Raw genomic sequence first — 17,837 nt, forward strand, 5'->3', positions numbered from 1 at the left:
CCGAGTGGGCGGCGCGAACTTGTCCGTTTCCCACGCGAGTCGTCGCCGGTGTCGACGGCCGTCGTTCCGGTGGCGACGTGGCCCCTCTCCGTGTCGACACGTGTCGCACTCGGAGTAGTCCACGGGCGGATCGTGGAGTAGTCCACGGGCGGATCGTGGGACTGTGTGGACTCGGCTGGACTCTCGCCGACGCCGTGGACCGACAGGTCGAAGACCGCCCGCGTCGTGGCGTCGGGTGATGCAGCCGCGGCACGGACGCGACGACGAGGACCCGACGGGTGTCGGCGAGAGTACGAACTGGGTCACCGAGGCGTTGGGTGCGGTGGTGCCGGCCGCGGTCGCTCGGTGGGCCGTCACCGTCGACGTGCACGTCGAGAACGGGACCCGCGTCGCCGCCGACGACGCCGACTCGGAGTCGGTGATCCGACTGCCGGTCGGCGAGCCGGTCGAGTTCACCGTCGCCATCGACAACCGCCTGCCGGCCCCGGTCGGTGTCGCCACGCCGCGACTCCAGTTGTGGCAGTGGGCCGTCGACGGCGAGGTCGAGGCGTCGGACGAGCCGCGGCGAAGGAGCGAGACGAGCAACGAACTGACACTGGAGGCGGGCGAGACACGTCGGATCTCGCGCACCTGGGACGGACTGTTCGAACGGACCCGCGGCACCCGTCACCGGTGGGTCGAACCCGACCCCGGTCGCCACACGCTCTCCGTCGCGATCCAGACGGAGCCACCGTGTGCCCGCGACAGTGTGACGTTGGACCTAGTGCGGCGGTGAGGAGCGTGAGAGGACCGCCGAGAGAGGGAGAATGCCGAGAGACGAAGAGAGAGGACCGCCGAGAGACGGAGGGAGAGGGAGGGCCACCGAGGGAGAGAGAATGCCGAGAGACGAAGAGAGAGAGAGAGGGTCGCCGAGGAAGGGAGAACGCCGAGAGACGAAGAGAGAAGGAGCGGAGCGTGGAGTGAGAAGCGGCGAGAGAGTGAGAGGAGCAGCGGCTCAGTCGTCGTCGGCGACGGAGCCGCGGGCGGCGGTTCCACTGGCCGGGGCCGCCACGTCGTCCGCGTGGAGGTGGCAGGCGGCGAAGTGTGTGTCCGTCCCGAACTCCGGAGACACCTCGTAGTCCGGCCGCTCCGTCGCACAGATACTCTCGTCCTCGAACGACTCCGTCAGCAACGTCGCGGCGTCGTCCCACTCGTCGGCCGCGACCGACTGGATCGCCTCGTCGACGAGGCGCCCCGCCTCGCCGCCGGGTGTGCCGTCCGGGAAGAACCGGTCGCGGACCTCCGTCGTCGACTCCACCTCGAAGGTCCGGCGGTCGACCGCCCGCGTGAACTCGCGGACGGCGTCCCACTCGTGGTCGGCCACGTCGTACTGCGACGGGGCGATCAACTCCGGACACCGCGTCCGGAACCGACAGCCCGAAGGCGGGTCGATCGGCGAGGGCACGTCACCCTCCAGCACGCTCTCGCGCCCCTCCGCACGCGGGTCCGGCACCGGGATCGACGACAGCAACGCCTCCGTGTACGGGTGCTGTGGGTTCTCGAACAGCTCCCGCTTGTCCGCGAGTTCGACGAGTTGGCCGAGGTACATCACCGCCACGCGGTCGGAGATGTGCCGGATCACCGACAGGTCGTGGGCGATGAACAGGTACGTCAGCCCGAACTCGTCTTGCAGTTCCTGCATCGTGTTCAACACCTGCGCCTGGATCGACACGTCCAGCGCCGACACCGGCTCGTCACAGACGACGAACTCGGGGTCGACGGCGAGAGCACGCGCGAGGTTGATCCGCTGGCGCTGGCCCCCGGAGAACTGGTGGGGGTAGCGGTTGTAGTGTTGCGGGTCGAGCCCGACCTTCTCCAGCAGTTCGCGCGCCCGCTCCTCGCGGTTGTCCGGGTAGAGCCCGTGTGCCTTCATCGGCTCCTCGATGATGGGCCCGACCTTCATCCGCGGGTCCAGCGAGGACTGCGGGTCCTGGAAGATCATCTGCATCTCCTCGCGGCGCTCGCGCAGCCGGTCGCTGGACATCTCCGCGAGGTTCTCCCCACGGAAGTACACCGCGCCGTCCGTCGGGTCCAGCAGCCGCAACACCGTCCGCGCGAGCGTCGACTTCCCACAACCGGACTCGCCGACGAGCCCGAGCGTCTCACCCTTCCGGATGGTGAACGACACGTCGTCGACCGCCCGCACCGGTGGGTCCGGGAACAGGCTCTCGAGGATGCCACTCGACTGGCTGAAGTGTTTCGTCAACCCGTCGAGTTCCACGAGCGGGTCGCCGAACGAGGCGTCCGGACCGGTCACGGTGTCTGGGTTCCCCTCGCTCACGGTCGCTCACCTCCGTCCGTCGAGACCGAGTCGTCGCCGGCCGCCGAGGGACTCCCCTCGTCGCGCCCCTGGCCCGACACGAGGTCGTCGCCGAACGCCGCGGTCGCGGCCGTGTCCAGCGGTTCGGAGTCGTCGTACCCCACGTCTTCGAACTTCACACACGAGACGTAGTGCGGGTCGCCGTCGTCGGCGACGTCCTGCCACTCCGGGTGGACGCGCCGACATGCCTCCCGGGCCTCCGGACACCGGGTGTGGAACCGACAGCCCGACGGCGGGTTGATCGCCTCGGGCATCACGCCCGTGATCGGCTCCAGTTGGCCCACCTCCGCGTCCGGCCGCGGGATGGAGTTGAGCAGCGCCTCCGTGTACGGGTGGTGTGTGTCGTAGAACAGGTCGTCCACGTCGGCGCGTTCCACGACCTCCCCGAGGTACATCACGTTGACGCGGTCGCAGATCTCCGCGACGACGCCCATGTCGTGGGTGACCCAGACGAACGCCGTGTCGTACTTCTCCTGGAGGTCGTCCACCAGGTCGAGGATCTGGCGTTCGACGGTCACGTCCAGTGCCGTCGTCGGCTCGTCCGCGATGATCAGCGACGGCTCACACGCCAGCGCCATCGCGATCAACACGCGCTGGCGCATCCCGCCGGAGAACTGGTGTGGGTACTCGTCGTACCGCACCTCCGGCTCCGGGATACCGACCTCCCGGAGCGTGTCGACGGCGATCTCGCGGGCCTCGCTCGTGGACACGTCGCGGTTCAACTCGACGAACTCCCGCACCTGGTCGCCCACCTTGAAGACGGGGTTGAGCGACTCCATCGGGTCCTGGAAGATGATCGCGATCTCGCGGCCGCGGATCTGCTCGCGCATCTCCCGCTCGCTCAGCATCTCGTCGGTCGGTTCCAGGTCCCCGTCGCGGGTCTCCTCGAAGTCGATCAACACGTCGCCGTCGTAGACGACGCGCCCGTCGACGATCTCGCCGGGGTTCTCCACGAGACGGGTGATCGAGGTGCTGGCGACCGACTTCCCGGCACCGGACTCGCCGACGAGGCCGACCGTCTCTCCTTCGTTCACCGTGAAGGAGACGCCGTCGACCGCACGGACCGTCCCCTCGTCGGTGAAGAACTGCGTCTTCAGATTCTCTACTTCGAGTAGTGTGTCACTCATAGATTCAGTTCTCGATCCGTGGGTCGAGTGCGTCGCGCAGCCCGTCGCCCACGAGGTTGAACCCGACCACGGTGAACAGGATCGCGACACCGGGCCAGAGACTGAACCACGCGTTGGGCAACATGTACTGGCGAGAGTTGTTCAGCATCTGTCCCCACGACGGCGTCGGCGGCTGGGCACCGAACCCGAGGAACGACAGCCCGGCGACGATGAGGATGTTGACGCCGACCTGCAGCGTCGCCTGCACCAACACGGGTGCGAAGCTGTTCGGGATCAGGTGCCGCAAGATCACGTTGCGGTCGCGCACCCCGGCGGCGCGTGCCGCCTCGATGTAGTCCTCCTCGCGCACCGAGAGGACACGCGACCGGATGAGGCGGGCGAACGTCGGGATCGAGGCGATCCCCACCCCGACCATCGCGAACGTCAGGTCGCGCCCGAACGCGACCATGAACGCGATCACGAGGATCAGGAACGGGATGGCGAACAGCGTCTCGGCGGCCCGCATCAGGGCGTCGTCGATCCAGCCGCCGTAGTAGCCGGCGACGGCACCGACGATCGTACCGAGGACCATCCCGATCCCGGTCGCGACCAGCCCGACCGTCATCGCGATCCGGGTGCCGTAGAACAGCCGCGCGAGGATGTCGCGCCCGCGGTGGTCCGTCCCGAGCGGGTGTGCCCAGGTCCCCGCGTCCTGCGGGTGGAGCCCGTTCGTGATGTACACCGGTGGACGGAGGAACCCTTCCGTCTCCTCGACCGGGCTCATCCACACGGTCTTGGCCAGTGCGTACTTCGCGTCGAAGAAGCCGAGCACGATACTGTCGATCGTCGCGACGGTCGCCACGATCGTCATGAACCCGACGATCAGTAGTCCGGCGACGGCCGTCGGGTCGTCGCGCAGTTGCGAGAGGGTGTACCGGAGCCCGACGCGGGCCTCCGGCTCCCCCTCGACACCCGACGAGCCGACCTCAGCGGGGTCCGGGTCCGAGTCGGACGACCGTGTCTCTGGTGTGTCGTCACTCATGTGTCAATCTGCCTCGTCGTAGCTGACGCGCGGGTCGATGTACGCGTACGAGAGGTCCGTGAGGATCACGCCCACCACGAACACGACACCGAACACCAACGTCGTCCCCATCACGAGCGGGATGTCCTGGTTCTGAATCCCCGTGATGATCAGTCGTCCCATCCCGGGGATGGAGAACACCGTCTCCGTCAACACCGCCCCACCCATCGCCTGCGTCAACTGCAGGCCGAGGATGGTGATCAGCGGCAACTGGGCGTTCCGGAACGCGTGTTTCCGGACGATGGTGGTCTCCTTGATCCCGTAGGCACGAGCCAACCGGACGTACTCCTGGTTCAGCTCCTCGAGCATCGAGGAGCGCTCGATTCGCGTCAGGGCCGCCATCTGGAGCGTCCCCAGGGACAGCGTGGGCAAGATCAGGTGTTTGACGGCCTTCGTCAGCACCTCTACCCGTGTCTCCGCCCCGTCGACGTTCGCGGGGGCGGCCCACGGCAAGACGAGGTCCGTCGACGGGAGCCACCCGAGGTGGAACGAGAACAGGATGATGAGCATCAGCCCGATCCAGAACGACGGGGTCGAGACGCCCAAGAGCGCGACCACACGCGAGACGTGGTCGGTCGGCTTGTTGCGGCGCTTCGCCGAGATCACACCGAGCGGCACCGCGGTGACGAGGGCGAAGGCGAAACTGCTCAACAGTAGCAGCAGCGTCACGGGCAGCCGTTGCATGATCTTGGCGGAGACCGGCTGGCCGTAGTAGAGGCTGGTGCCGAGTTCGAGGCGTGCGGCGTCCCACAGGAAGGTTCCGTACCGGACCCACAGCGGCTCGTCGAGCCCGTACTTCGCACGGATGGCCTCGACTTGCCGCTGACTGGGCGACGGCCCGAGCATGATCTGCACCGGGTCGCCGGGCATCGCCTCGATCAGGAAGAACGTGATCGTGGCGACACCCACCAGCACGGGGACGGCCTGCAGGACACGTCGCAGCGTGTACGTTGCGCGTCCCATGCTACGTGTGGCGTATCAAAATGGAAGGTGAAGTGTGTTCGGTTGGCGAGGCGTCAGGTCACTGGTCGAGGGAGACGTTGTTCGTCCCCGACGAGAGGTGGAACTGGTCGACCGGGTGTGCCAGGAAGTCGTTCACCTCGTCGCGCACCCCGAAGGTGTTCTTCAGGTTGTACGAGGCGAGGTGCGCACGGTCCTCCAGCACCTTCGTGAAGCCCTCGATGTACAGCTGGCGCCGTTCCTCGCGGTCCGGACTCTGACGGGCCTGCTTGAACTGCTCGGCGGCGTCCTTCCCGCGCTGGCTGTTGGCACCGTAGTAGGTCCCGTTGGTGACACCCAGCGTGTCCTCCGTCCGCCCGAACAGCGGGAACGCGAAGGAGTTGGGGTCCGGCAGCCCGGCCCACCCGAGGGTGAACATGTTGTAGTCGGACTCCTTCCCGGTGATGTACCGGTCGAGGAACGCGCCCCAGTCGAGACGCTGGACGCTGACGTTCTCGAAGCCGGCGTCTTTGAGCCCGTTGCTCACGGTGATGCCGATCTGTTCACGCTTGTCGTCCGGCGGCACGATGATCTTCCAGTTGTAGTCGGTCGGCACGCCCGCCTCGTCGAACATCGACTTCGCCTTCTCGATGTCCTTGTCGTGAGGAATCTGCTTCCACTCCTCGACCGGGAAGTCGAACGTCTCCGCGATGGAGGTCGGCACCGGGCTGTACTGACGACTCCCGGCCGGTTCGACGAAGTTCGACACGGCCTTGTCCATGTCGAACGTGTAGTCGATGGCCTCGCGCACTTTCTTGCTGGAGGTCGGACCCTCCTTGCAGTTCATCGCGAGGTAGAAGTAGCTGATCCCCGGCACGGACTGGATAGACGCCGTCTCGAGGTTCTTCACCGTCGAGAACAGCTTCGGCGGGACGCTCTTGACGATCTGGTTGTCGCCGTTCTGGAGCGTCGTCAGTCGGGTCGTCGACTCCTTGACGGGCTTGAAGTCGACGGCCTCGACGAGCGCCTTCGGCTCGCCCCAGTAGTCGTCCCAGCGTTCGACCTTGGCGAGCGACCCCTGCTCCCACTCGGCGAACTTGAACGGCCCCGAGCCGACCGGATTCGTCTTGAACGCCTCCTTGTCCTGCTCGCGGACGGACTTCGGGACGACGAGTCGCGCGAGCCGGTGTTTGAACGGGCCGAGCGGGAAGTCCAGGTCGATCTGGACCGTCTTCTCGTCGATGGCGGTGATCGTGTCGATCATGTTCACGCCCGCGGCGTTCTCCGTCTCCTCCTCGACGGGAGCCTCGAGCGTGTACTTCACGTCCTCCGCGGTGACCGGGTCACCGTTGTGGAACGTCGCCTCCTCCTTGATCTCGACGGTGTACCGCGTCCCCGGTGCCGCGTCCGAGGACTTCTTCGAGGTCTCGAAGTCCCCCTTCGCGAGGTCCGGCACCAGCGCGGTCTGCTCGTCGTACGTGTACAGCCCGGAGAACACCTGCGCGGCGACCTCCGAGGACGGCACGTCGTTGAGCGTGATCGGGTCGAGTTCGACCGGCGCCTTCGCCTGGCCGAACTTCAGCGTCCCGCTGGCCTGCTGTTTCGGCGTCGGCGTCGGCGTGTCCTCGCCGCCACCGTCACCGCCGTCGCCGCTGGTCTCGGTCGCTTCGGTCGACTCACCGCCCTGCGAGGAGCAGCCCGCGAGCCCCGCGGCGCCGACCGCACCGATGCTGGCCAGCGCGCGCCGTCTGTTCATCATGATCTGACGTCGTGCGTCGTCTGTCATTGGTACTGTAACTCATCCCACAGGCTTGCCGCCTGGTATATAATCGGTTCGGTTCCGGAACGGTGTCCCCGTCGACAGCGGACGAATGAAAGTGGTTCTGAGAGATGTCTTCACCGTTCGACACGCGCCAGCCTCCCGACGATCTGGGGGGAGACGCCGAGTCGTCACTGCGGAGCCGCCAGGGAACCCGCCGCTCCGTCGACGCACTGACCCCCCACATCTTTGCCCGTCGGGCGACTCGTGAAGGGCGTGCGACTGTCACACACCGGTCGGGTGGTGGTGGTGGTGGTGATACTCGTCGTCACTGCGGGATGTGCCGGCGTCCTCGGTGGCGAGGGTGGAGACGGTGACGCGGAGACGGTGAACCCGGCGCTCCAGGGGACGCCGACACCGACCGCCACCCCGTCGCCGACGCCGACCCCGTCGTTCGCGGAGACGCTCCCGAGCGGGATCTCGCGCGACGCCGTGGACCCGGAGGCGTTGGCCGACCGCCACCGGCGGGTGCTGCGTCGGACCTCGCGGACCGTGGTGCGGATCACCACCGTGACGGGGCCGAACGGGACCGTCGTCGGGCGGACACGGACGACCATCGCCGCCGCGTCGGACCGAGCGGGCGACGTGCTCCTCGAGGGGAGTGGGGGCGGGACGGACCCGGTCGCGTTCGGACTCCCGACGGGCGAGTACGGCTTCTGGACGGACGGGACCGCGGCGGCGTCGCGTCGGACGCTCCCGAACGGGACGGTGCGGTACAGCTACCGGTCGGGGACCCTCCCACCGGGCCCGCGTGCGGACACGACCGGCGTGAACCTCGTCGCGAGTGCGACCCGTCGCGTCTCCGACGTGACCGTGACACCCGTCGAGACGGGGAGTGACGGTCGGACCGCGTCACTGCTCCGGCTCCGGGGCCGCGTCGCAGACCCGCCGTCGGAGGCCGTCGAGAACGCCAGTCTCGTCGCGTCCGTCACCGGCGAGGGTGTCGTCCAGACCCTCCGGGTGCGGTACACCCTCGTGCGAGACGGCCGTCGGTACCGCGTCGTCAGAGAACTCGTCGTCTCGGATCTGGGCCAGACCGTCGTCTCCCGACCCGCGTGGGTCGCCGACGCACAAGCGGCCGAACGCGACGAGGGCGCCGAGACCGCGACCCCCACCGCTACCGCGACGACGACCGCCACCCCGAGTGGGACGGCGACGGGGACGGGGAACGCGACCACCACCGCGACGGACGGGTGACGAGGGCGAGTAACCGGGTGCCACCCTCTCCGCTCAGGTCTCGAACGTCTCCGTCTCGCGGGACCGCACTTCGTCGGGAGTGACGGTTCGACCGTCGACCTCGACCGACTCGTCGTTCGACAGTCGTCCGAATGCCGGTCCCTCCGGAACGCCCGCCTCCCGCGCCAGCGCTGGGTCGAAGGCGACACGTTCCGCTCGGACCGTGCCGTCCGTCCGCTCGACGCGTTCGTACGCCTCTCGCAGCAGCGCGACCAACTCGTCGACGAGCGCGTCGTAGGCGGCCGGTCGGTCGTCACGAGGAGCCTCCGACACCGCCTCGTCGGTGTCGGCCGCGGACTGGACACCGTCGGCCGGAAGCGCCGCGGGCGAGTCGGCACGGTTCCCGTTCTCGACAGTCGCGACGGCGACGACGTGGTCGAACACCACCGCCCGAGTGGCGTCGGCGTCGACCCGTCGTGCGGCGGCGAGCAGCTCCGTCGGCAACTCGCAGACACGGACACGCTCTGCCCAGTCGACGGCCACGTCGTCCGCCTCGACGACCGCCTCGGTCGCCTCGCCGAACCGCAGTCCCTCGTCGACCGAACAGACGGCGCTCTCTACCGCGTCGACCAGCCCGAGCGGGCGATCGTCGACCTCCCGGACCCACGTCTCGCTCACGACCCGGTACCCGCGGTCGGCGAGGGCCTCGCCCGCCGCCTCGCCACCCTCCGCGACCAGGACGGCGCTCGCATCGCTGGCCGCCATCGCGCGCTCCAGTGTCGCGACGTGTGTCTCGGTGTCACCCAACTCGTCGAGTTGCCAGCGAGCGGCGACGTGGCCGACACCCCACGCGGTCTCCCGGAGCACACGCTCGAACCGCGGCGCGTAGTGGCCGCCCCCGACACCGAACAGGTGGCGTGCGTCGCCGCGTTCGCCAGGCTCTCCCTCGGAGCGGGTCGGCTCCGTGTCGGCCGGCACGGCCGCGGCCGTCGGCGCACCGGTCACGGCGTCGGTCCCGAGCGAGTGGATCGCTCGCGCGACCGCCCGCGCACCCTCGGGGTCGTCCCACTCTGGCTCGTCGCTCCCCAACTCTGCGAAGATCGACGGCACGGACACGTCCGTGGGGCCGTGGTGGGTACACTCCACGCCCACCTCGTAGTCCGACGGCGCGAACGCGTCGAAGGCGGCGACGAGATCCCGCTGAACGCCGGGTGCCGCCGGGGCGAACGAGCGGTCCGCACCACCGTACTCCGCCGGACCGAAGTTCCCAGTGACGTGACAGGTGAGCAGTGGTCCGGTGTCGCCGGAGTGGCGCGACGCGAACACGACGACGCGAGGGGTCTCGTCGAAGTGGCTCGCCGGGTCGTCGACCTCGAGGTGGAGAGCGTCGACGGACCTGACGACGATGGGCACGGTCGTGTCGGTGCTGCGGTGGTACGTGCCGCCACCTTCGGCGTCCGAACGCGTCTCGTCGTGGTGTGGGTCCCACTCCCCGAGTTCCAGCAGGTGCTCACAGACGTGCTCGGAAGCCCGGTCCGCTCGCGAGCGGACGACGGCGACGGGACCCGTCGGGTCGCCCGCGCTCGGGCCCGCTGTCGTCTCCGTGCCCACGTCCGAGTCGGCGTCGGTCACGCCGGACACCTCCGTCGGTCGCTGCCGGTCCACGACCACACGACACCCCGTCTCGCCGTGTCACTCGCGACCGGCGCCCGTCTCCGGTCGCGTGCTCCTGTCCGCATGCTCCAGCAGAGCGGCGGCGACGGCGTATGCGTTGTGTTCCGTCACGAGCGGTGCAGTGTTCGCTACGAGTTGGGTGGTGTTCGCTACGAGTTGGGAGGTGTTCGCTACGAGTTGGGTGGTGTTCACTGCGAGCGGTGCGGTGGGCACCTGCGACGGGACCGACGGTCCCCGCGAGTAGTCAGATGGCGACCGCTCACAACAGGACGGAGACGTAGAGGACGTACGCGCCGAGCAGCCCGAGTCCCTCGGGACGGCCGACCTTCCCGCGGGTGATCAACACCACCGCGGCGAGAGCGGTCGCCCCCAGCAGGAACGGGAAGTCGACGCCGATCATGTCGCTGGGCACCTTCGAGGGCGCCAACAGGACGAGCACGCCGATCACGGCGAGGATGTTGTAGATGTTCGAGCCGACGACGTTGCCGACGCTGAAGTCGTCGCGGCCGCGGACCGCGCTCACGACGGAGGCCGCCAACTCCGGCAGCGATGTCCCGAGTGCGAGCACCGTCAGACCGACGAAGCGGTCGCCGAACCCCAACTGCGACAGTGCCGCCCGTCCCCCCTCGATCAGCTGTCTGGCACCGAACACCAGCATCACCAGTCCGGCGACGACGAACACCACGTCGCGGAGTCGGAACGGGAGCCGGTCGACGACGGCGGGCGTCGCGGTGCCGCCGTCGACGGCGACACCGGCCCCGTCACCGCCCGATTCGGCGGCATCGTCGCCACCCGACCCCTCGCTCGCGGCCTCGCCGCCGTCCGACCCCTCGCTCGCGGCCTCGCCGCCGTCCGACCCCTCGCTCGCGTTTTCGCCGTCGGCCGCTTCGACCACCTCGTCCATCCCCTCGACGACCTCCGACTCCGTCGGGTCGGTGGTCTTCAACAGGACGACGGAGAAGACGGCGAGCACGACGACGAAGGCGAACCCCTCGACGCGGACGAACCCGCCGTCGTAACCGAGGCCGACGAACAACACCGCCGCGAGGAGCATGAACGGGAGGTGCCGGCGGACGGTCTCGCGGGACACCTCCAACGGCTGGATCAGTGCGGAGACACCCAACACCAGCCCGATGTTCGCGATGTTCGACCCGACGATGGTGCCGTACCCGAGCGTCTCGCCGTAGTCGAGGCCGCTGAGGATCGCGATGGCCAACTCCGGGGCCGTGGTCGCGAACGCGATCACGGTCACCCCGACGATGGCGGCCCGCATCCCCACGTCCGTCGCGAAGTTCGACGCCCCCTTCACCAGCGCCTCGGCTCCCAGGTAGAGGAGTCCGAACCCGACGGCGATCTGGAGCGCCGCCACCGCCGACGGCACCTGGAGCGGTGCCGTCCCGGTCGCGGCGAGTGACGTGGCCGCCGCGATCACCGACTCGGAGAACTCGCCCCAGAGACCACTCGACTGGAGGAGTGAGACCGTCCCGTGTGTCATACCGCCGGAGAGTGTGTCTCCGTACATAAACCGCGCGATAACGGTATCGGATCTGATTCCGTGGCCCGCCGTAGGGGTGCGGGACGGGGCCAGAACGGGGCGTCGAGACGGAGGCTGGCCCGGCGGCGGGACACCAGATTGAAATCACTGGCACGGCGTTGTAGACGGAATGGCTGGGCAGAGCGGGCCGCGGATCCCACCCGTCCTCGACGGGTTGGGGGTCGGAATCACGGTACACGATCCGGAGACGGGGGCGATCGTGGCGGTCAACGAGCGACTGACGGAACTGTACGGTTACGACGCCGCCGAGTTGCGGTCGATGACGGTCGGGGACTACACCGCGCCGGAGTCGCCGTACTCGCAGGCGGAGGCGGCCGAACGGATCGAACGCGCCGCGAACGGGGAACGGCAGTCGTTCGACTGGCACGTCGAACGCGCGGACGGAGCGTTACTGTGGGTGTCGGTGACACTCGTCCGGACGGAGCTCGACGGCGAGTCGGTGGTCGTCGCCGGTGTCCGCGACATCTCGGAGCGGAAGCGGCGCGAGCGGCGTCTCGACGCCGTGTTCAACGGCACCTTCCAGTTCACCGGGCTACTGGACTTGGACGGGACGATTCTCGAAGCCAACGACACGGCTCTCGAGTTCGGTGGGCTGGAGCGGGAGCAGGTCGTCGGGAAGTCGATGTGGGAGGCTGGGTGGTTCGCCTACGACGAGGAGGTACAGGCGGCGGCGCGCGAGGCGGTCGAACGAGCCCGCGAGGGTGAGTTCGTCCGCGAGGAACTGGAGATCATGGGTGCAGAGGGGATCGTCACGATCGACTTCTCGATCCGTCCGCTGGAGGACGAACGGGGCAACGTCACTCGCCTGGTTCCGGAGGGACGCGACATCTCGCAACTCGTCGCTCGCGAGGAGGAACTCGCACGGAGCAACGACCTGCTCGCCCAGACCGAGCGGATGAGCGACACCGGCGGCTGGGAACTCGACGTGGAGGCCGGCGAGGTGTTGGCGACGACCGGCGCCGCAGAGATCTACCAGACGGACGACAGGACGCTGTCGTTGACGGAGACGCTGTCGTACTTCGCGCCGGAGGACCGCGAGACGCTGCGGAGGGCGATCCAGCGGTGTGTCGGCTCCGGGGAGCCGTTCACAGTCGAGCGGACGATCACCTCGGAGACCGGCCGCGAGCGGTGGGTCCGTGTCCACGGCGAGCGCGTCGCGGACGCCGAGTCGCCGACGGTCCGTGGCGTGATCCAGGACGTGACGGACCGGAAAGAGCGCGAACAGCAGCTGATGGTGTCGAGTCGCGTGTTGCGACACAACCTCCGGAACGACCTGACGGCGATGCTCGGCTACGTCGACGAGTTGGACGGGGCCGTGACGGCGCTGACGACGCGACCGTCCGCCTCCGAGGAGGCGGGTGGTCGTCGCGACGGAGAGACGGAGAGCCAGTCCGACGCGGTGGCGAGCGACGATTCCGCCGAAGGTGGAACGCCAGCGCCGCGCGCCTCCAGAGCGGCTCCCTCGGACACCGTCGCCGACTGGAGTGAGGAGTCGCCGACGACGGACCCAGCGGAGCGGGCGACACGCGCCGTCGAGAGTCTCCGGGACGCGACGGAGGATCTCCGGTCCATCGCGGAGCGGTTCAACGAGTTCGAGCGGGCCGTGGGGCGATCGGAGCCGAGCGAGCCCGTCGACGTGGCCGCGGTCGTGGAAGCGGTCGCCGCGGACCACCGCGAGTCGTACCCGAGCGCGACGGTGACGACGGACCTCGCCGAGGCGACAGTGCTCGGACGCCCGGAGGATCTCCGGGTCGCACTGGACGAACTCGTCGACAACGCGCTCGAACACGCCGACACTGCCGAACCGACCGTCGGCGTCAGCGTCTCGACGGTCGCCGGGGGACGCGTCATCGTCCGCGTCGCCGACGACGGACCGGGCATCCCGGAGATGGAATGCGAGGTGCTCAGACGCGGCGAGGAGACGCCGTTGCTCCACGGGAGCGGACTCGGACTGTGGCTGGTCAACTGGTACGCGACGCGGCTGTCGGGACGGGTGACTATCGACGACAACAGCCCGCGCGGGACCGTGGTTCGACTGAACCTCCCGGCGGGCGGCGGCGACGCCGAAACGTGACGACTCCCACCTCCGACGTCCGGCCCCGACAGGGTTATGCGGGTAGCACGACACCTGCGTCCCATGGCACAGTCCGGTCCGTCGGACGACGCTCGCGTCCCGGCGACCAGTCTCGACGCGGCCGTCCACGACCGCGAGTTCTTCAGGTCGCTCGTCGAGAACGGCTCCGACGCCATCGTCTCCATCGACACGGACAGCACGATCCGGTACGCGAACGGCTCCGTCGAACGCATCCTGGGCTACGATCCGACGGCGCTGATCGGGGAGCCGCTGACGACGATCATGCCCGAGCGGTTCCGCGACTCCCACTTCGAGTCGATGGGTGCGTACTTAGAGACCGGCGAGCGGACGATCGACTGGAACGGGATCGAACTCCCGGCCGAACACGCCGACGGCCACGAGATCCCGCTGTCGATCACCTTCGAGGAACACCGCCACGAGGGAGAGCGCCTCTTCTCGGGCATCATGCGGGACGTGAGCGACCGAGTGGAACGCGAGCGGGAACTGGAACGACAGAACGAGCGTCTCGAACGGTTCGCGGGGATCGTCAGCCACGACCTCCGGAATCCGCTCCAGGAGGCGCGGTCGGCGGCGGTCGTCGCCCGCGACGGGAACACCGAAGCGCTGGCGGACGTGGAGGCGAGTCTCGACCGGATGGGCGAGCTGATCGACGACGTGCTCACCTTGGCGAAGCAGGGCCGCGCGGTCGGCGAGACGGAGCCCGTGACGCTGGCGCAGGTGGCACGAGACGCGTGGGGGACGGCCGGCACCGAGACGGCGTCGTTGTCGACGCCCACGGAGTCGGTGACGGTGGCGGCGGACCGGGAACGGCTGCGGACGCTGTTCGAGAACCTCTTCGCGAACGCCGTCGAGCACGGCGGCGCGGACGTGTCCGTCGTCGTCGAGTCGGCAGACGAGGGCGACGGGTTCGTCGTCCGCGACGACGGGGACGGGTTCGAGCGTGATCCGGACGAGGAGCTGTTCGACTACGGCTACACGACGGACGAGGGCGGGACCGGCTTCGGGTTGAGCATCGTCCGCGACGTGGCGGCGGCACACGGGTGGGACGTGGCGGCGACGACGGCCCCCGACGGGGGCGCGCAGTTCGAGATCGACACGGAGTGACTATGGACGAGAGACACGCACCGACGGCGACACGACGGACGGACGAGGAGGCGACACGACGGACGGACGAGGAGGCGACACGGCGACGGACCCGTGGGGGTGACGCGGCGTGAGCGGCACACCGGCGGCGGACCGGCCGGTCGTGTTGGCGGTCGACGACCGCGAACGGGTCGTCCAGTCGTTCGAAATCTGGCTGCGCGACGACTACGAGGTGGTGACTGCCGAAGACGGTGAGAGCGCACTCGCACGGATGGACGACCGCGTCGACGTAGTGTTGCTGGACAGACACATGCCCGGACTGTCGGGCGACGAGGTGTTGCGCGAGATCCGCGACGCGGGGTACGACTGTCGCGTGGCGATGGTGACCGGGGTGAACCCGGACTTCGAGGTGGCGGAGATGCCGTTCGACGAGTACGTCCAGAAGCCGTTGGACCGCGAGGCGCTGCGCGAGACCGTCGCGCGACTGCTCACGCTCTCGCAGTTCGACGACGGGATGGAGGAGTTGTACAGTCTGAGCCAGCGCCGCGCGACGCTGGAGGCGGAGAAGACGGAGGCCGAGTTGCGCAACAACGACGCCTACCGGCGACTGTGCGAGCGACAGGCCTCGCTGCGCGAGTCGCTGGACACCGCAGTGGCGGCCGCCGACGCAGACGCACTCGCCGGGCTGTTGGAGGACGGTGGTGCCGGCGGCGGAGACGGGGGAACTGACGGCGTGTGGGAGGACGCCGACCTCCCCGGCGACGGCGCCAGCGCGGACGAGTCGCTGTCCGTCGAGGACGCGGGGAGTGGCGACGGGGAGTCCCGGCAGTGACGGACCGGGTCGTCGTGCGCCGGTGGCACGGGTGGACGACGTCCGAAGACGCCGACGCGTACGAACGACTCGTCTCCGAGGAGGTGTTGCCGGACCCCGAGGCGACGGCGGGCTACCTGGGCCACGAGGTGCTCCGGCGTGCCGGAGGAGGTCCGACGACGGTCGGACGGTCGCCGGGGACGGAGGGGTCCCCGGAGATGGAGGAGCCGACCGAGACGGAGAGTGGGGAGAGAGACGGTCTCGACGAGACCGAGACCGTCGAGTTCTGTGTGTTGACGCGGTTCGCGTCGTGGGAGGCCGTCGAGTCGTTCGCCGGCCCCGAGCCGGCGACCGCACACGTCCCGGAGTCGGCGCGGGCGCTCCTGGTCGCCTACGACGAACACGTCACTCACTACGAGCGCGCGGTGCGTGTCGACGGGTGAGTTTCGGGCGAGCGAGCGGAGCGAGTGGTCGGGGTGCCCGAACCCTCTTGAACGGAGACGCATCAAGATCGAGTGTGAGCGACGCGCCAGTGGACACGGACGGGCGAGCAGATGCGAACGAGACCGTGACGGCGGATGACGTGGTCGGGCTGTTCGATGTCGTCGAAGGCCCGGTCCTCACGACCCGCGACGTACGGCTCCTGACGGGTGTCGGTCCCGACCGTGCGCGGTCGTTGCTGGAGGAGTTGGTCGAGGACGGACGGCTGGCGACACGTGTCTCGGGACAGACCGGCCTGTACTGGCGACGAGACGACGAACCGGTCGACGTGCCGGCGTTCCTCACCGGGGACGGAGACGAGGGGTGATCTAGCCACCCGCGCCACTCACACCGACTCGACGGACAACCCGCCGCCGAAGTCCACGGTGTACACCTCACAGTCGATCCCCGTCGCGGCGCGGTACTCCTCGCGGACGGTGTCGGCGACCGTCTCGCGAGCGGCGGGGTCGACGAGGGCGACGACGCTGCCGCCCCAGCCGCCGCCGACCATCCGGGCACCCGCCGACCCGGAGCAGTCGTCGAGCGTCTCGACGACCGTGTCCAACTCCTCGCAACTCACCTCGTAGTCGTCGCGGAGACTCCGGTGTGACTCGCGGATCAGCTCCCCGACGCGGTCGACCCGCCCGTCGGCGAGGGCGTCGGCCGCCTCGCGGACGCGCTCGATCTCCGTCGTCACGTGTCTGGCGCGTGCGGCGAGCGGCTCCGGGAGGTCGTCGGCGTGGGTGGTCACCTCCGCCGGCGTCACGTCCCGCAAGGTCCGGACACGCTTGCCGAGCAGTTCGTCGAGGCGGGCGGTCGCCTCGTGGCACTCGCGAACCCGCTCGTTGAACCCCGAGTCGACCAACTCGTGGGAGACCGTGGTGTCGATCACGAGGATGTCCGCGGCGGCGTCGTCGAACCCGACCGGCTGCACGTCGCGCGAGCGGCAGTCGATCCGCAGTGCGTGCCCGGGCTGGCCGAGCGCGCTCGCGAACTGGTCCATGATCCCGCAAGCCATCCCGACCTCCTCGTTCTCCGCGCGCCAGCAGGCGTCGGCGAGTTGTTCGCGCGTCCGGTCGCAGTGGTGGACCGCGTCCAACGCGCCCGCGACGGCCACCTCCAGGGCCGCCGACGAGGAGACGCCCGCGCCGACGATCACGTCGCCGTCGACCGCGAGGTCCGCCCCCAGTGGCTCGCCCACGTCCTCCGACAGCGTCGTCGCCGTGCCGACGACGTAGGCGCTCCACCCGTCGCAGTCGCTCCCGACCGACGCCGTGATCGTCTCGTCCTCGCGGACGGAGTGAACCCGGACGGTGTCGTCAGTCCGTGGGCGCGCCGCCACGACGGTCTGACGGTCGATGGCGGCCGGGAGTACGATCCCGCCGTTGTAGTCGACGTGCCCGCCGATCAGGTTGACACGGCCCGGCGCACGGGCCAGTGTGGTCGGCGCGGTCTCGAACTCGCGTTCGAAGACGCGAACGACACGGTCCCGCGGCGCCTCGTCGGTGTCGCCGAGCGCGTCGACCGACTCGACGCCGCCGTCGGTACACCCGCGGTCTCGAGGCTCGGTGTCGTCGGAACTCACTGTCTCCCACTGTGAGACGGTGGGTCTTGAAACCTACTCGGATCGGCTCGCCAGCGGGGCGATCTCCGGTCTCG

General features: G+C 69.1%; 15 protein-coding genes. 7 read left to right on the forward strand and 8 right to left on the reverse strand.

Annotated elements, in window-relative coordinates:
• Nucleotides 1-238 precede the first annotated feature (238 nt).
• Entirely contained in the window at nucleotides 239-775 is a 537-nt protein-coding gene (locus tag RYH80_RS02795; RefSeq protein WP_370902344.1) for a DUF7974 family protein, read from the forward strand.
• A gap of 219 nt (nucleotides 776-994) precedes the next feature.
• Here the strand turns inward: RYH80_RS02795 and RYH80_RS02800 are convergent, their stop codons facing one another.
• From RYH80_RS02800 to RYH80_RS02820, 5 genes are read right to left on the reverse strand one after another with little or no spacing between them, the layout of a single operon-like run.
• Nucleotides 995-2,320 carry an ABC transporter ATP-binding protein gene (locus RYH80_RS02800; RefSeq protein WP_370902345.1) on the reverse strand — a complete coding sequence of 442 codons (1,326 nt, stop codon included), beginning with the start codon at nucleotides 2,318-2,320 and terminating at the stop codon, nucleotides 995-997.
• On the reverse strand, nucleotides 2,317-3,486 hold the full coding sequence (locus RYH80_RS02805; RefSeq protein WP_370902346.1) for an ABC transporter ATP-binding protein: 1,170 nt from the start codon (nucleotides 3,484-3,486) through the stop codon (nucleotides 2,317-2,319). The genes RYH80_RS02800 and RYH80_RS02805 overlap by 4 nt, the downstream gene beginning before the upstream one ends.
• Nucleotides 3,487-3,490: 4 nt before the next feature.
• Entirely contained in the window at nucleotides 3,491-4,507 is a 1,017-nt protein-coding gene (locus tag RYH80_RS02810) for an ABC transporter permease (protein WP_370902347.1), read from the reverse strand.
• A gap of 3 nt (nucleotides 4,508-4,510) precedes the next feature.
• Complete coding sequence (locus RYH80_RS02815; RefSeq protein WP_370902348.1) at nucleotides 4,511-5,509, reverse strand: ABC transporter permease; 999 nt, start codon at nucleotides 5,507-5,509, stop codon at nucleotides 4,511-4,513.
• A gap of 58 nt (nucleotides 5,510-5,567) precedes the next feature.
• On the reverse strand, nucleotides 5,568-7,271 hold the full coding sequence (locus RYH80_RS02820; RefSeq protein WP_370902349.1) for an ABC transporter substrate-binding protein: 1,704 nt from the start codon (nucleotides 7,269-7,271) through the stop codon (nucleotides 5,568-5,570).
• Nucleotides 7,272-7,520: 249 nt separating this feature from the next.
• On the opposite strand from RYH80_RS02820, the gene RYH80_RS02825 reads away from it, so the two are divergent.
• Nucleotides 7,521-8,501 carry a hypothetical protein gene (locus tag RYH80_RS02825; RefSeq protein ID WP_370902350.1) on the forward strand — a complete coding sequence of 327 codons (981 nt, stop codon included), beginning with the start codon at nucleotides 7,521-7,523 and terminating at the stop codon, nucleotides 8,499-8,501.
• A 33-nt stretch (nucleotides 8,502-8,534) separates the two neighbouring features.
• Here RYH80_RS02825 and RYH80_RS02830 read toward each other — a convergent pair whose 3' ends face one another.
• Complete coding sequence (locus RYH80_RS02830) at nucleotides 8,535-10,112, reverse strand: D-aminoacyl-tRNA deacylase (protein WP_370902351.1); 1,578 nt, start codon at nucleotides 10,110-10,112, stop codon at nucleotides 8,535-8,537.
• Nucleotides 10,113-10,413: 301 nt separating this feature from the next.
• Nucleotides 10,414-11,649 (reverse strand): calcium/sodium antiporter, encoded by a 1,236-nt coding sequence (locus RYH80_RS02835; RefSeq protein WP_370902352.1) that lies wholly within the window; start codon nucleotides 11,647-11,649, stop codon nucleotides 10,414-10,416.
• Between the two features lie 169 nt (nucleotides 11,650-11,818).
• Here RYH80_RS02835 and RYH80_RS02840 point away from each other — a divergent pair, with 169 nt between their 5' ends.
• The 5 genes from RYH80_RS02840 to RYH80_RS02860 all read left to right on the forward strand — a co-directional run bounded on the left by RYH80_RS02840 (nucleotide 11,819) and on the right by RYH80_RS02860 (nucleotide 16,506).
• Complete coding sequence (locus RYH80_RS02840) at nucleotides 11,819-13,783, forward strand: PAS domain S-box protein (protein ID WP_370902353.1); 1,965 nt, start codon at nucleotides 11,819-11,821, stop codon at nucleotides 13,781-13,783.
• A gap of 63 nt (nucleotides 13,784-13,846) precedes the next feature.
• Nucleotides 13,847-14,908, forward strand: a complete 1,062-nt coding sequence (locus tag RYH80_RS02845; protein WP_370902354.1) for a sensor histidine kinase — start codon at nucleotides 13,847-13,849, stop codon at nucleotides 14,906-14,908.
• A gap of 109 nt (nucleotides 14,909-15,017) precedes the next feature.
• Nucleotides 15,018-15,719: a response regulator gene (locus RYH80_RS02850; protein WP_370902356.1), complete on the forward strand. Its 702-nt coding sequence runs from the start codon at nucleotides 15,018-15,020 to the stop codon at nucleotides 15,717-15,719.
• On the forward strand, nucleotides 15,716-16,141 hold the full coding sequence (locus RYH80_RS02855; protein ID WP_370902357.1) for a hypothetical protein: 426 nt from the start codon (nucleotides 15,716-15,718) through the stop codon (nucleotides 16,139-16,141). The genes RYH80_RS02850 and RYH80_RS02855 overlap by 4 nt, the downstream gene beginning before the upstream one ends.
• Before the next feature lie 74 nt (nucleotides 16,142-16,215).
• Entirely contained in the window at nucleotides 16,216-16,506 is a 291-nt protein-coding gene (locus RYH80_RS02860; RefSeq protein WP_370902358.1) for a hypothetical protein, read from the forward strand.
• A gap of 18 nt (nucleotides 16,507-16,524) precedes the next feature.
• On the opposite strand, the gene galK is transcribed toward RYH80_RS02860, so the two are convergent.
• Nucleotides 16,525-17,763, reverse strand: coding sequence for a galactokinase (galK, locus tag RYH80_RS02865; RefSeq protein WP_370902359.1), 1,239 nt, complete (start codon nucleotides 17,761-17,763; stop codon nucleotides 16,525-16,527).
• Between the last annotated feature and the right edge of the window lie 74 nt (nucleotides 17,764-17,837).

The organism is Halobaculum sp. MBLA0147 (assembly GCF_041361345.1).
Taxonomy (GTDB): Archaea; Halobacteriota; Halobacteria; order Halobacteriales; family Haloferacaceae; genus JAHENP01.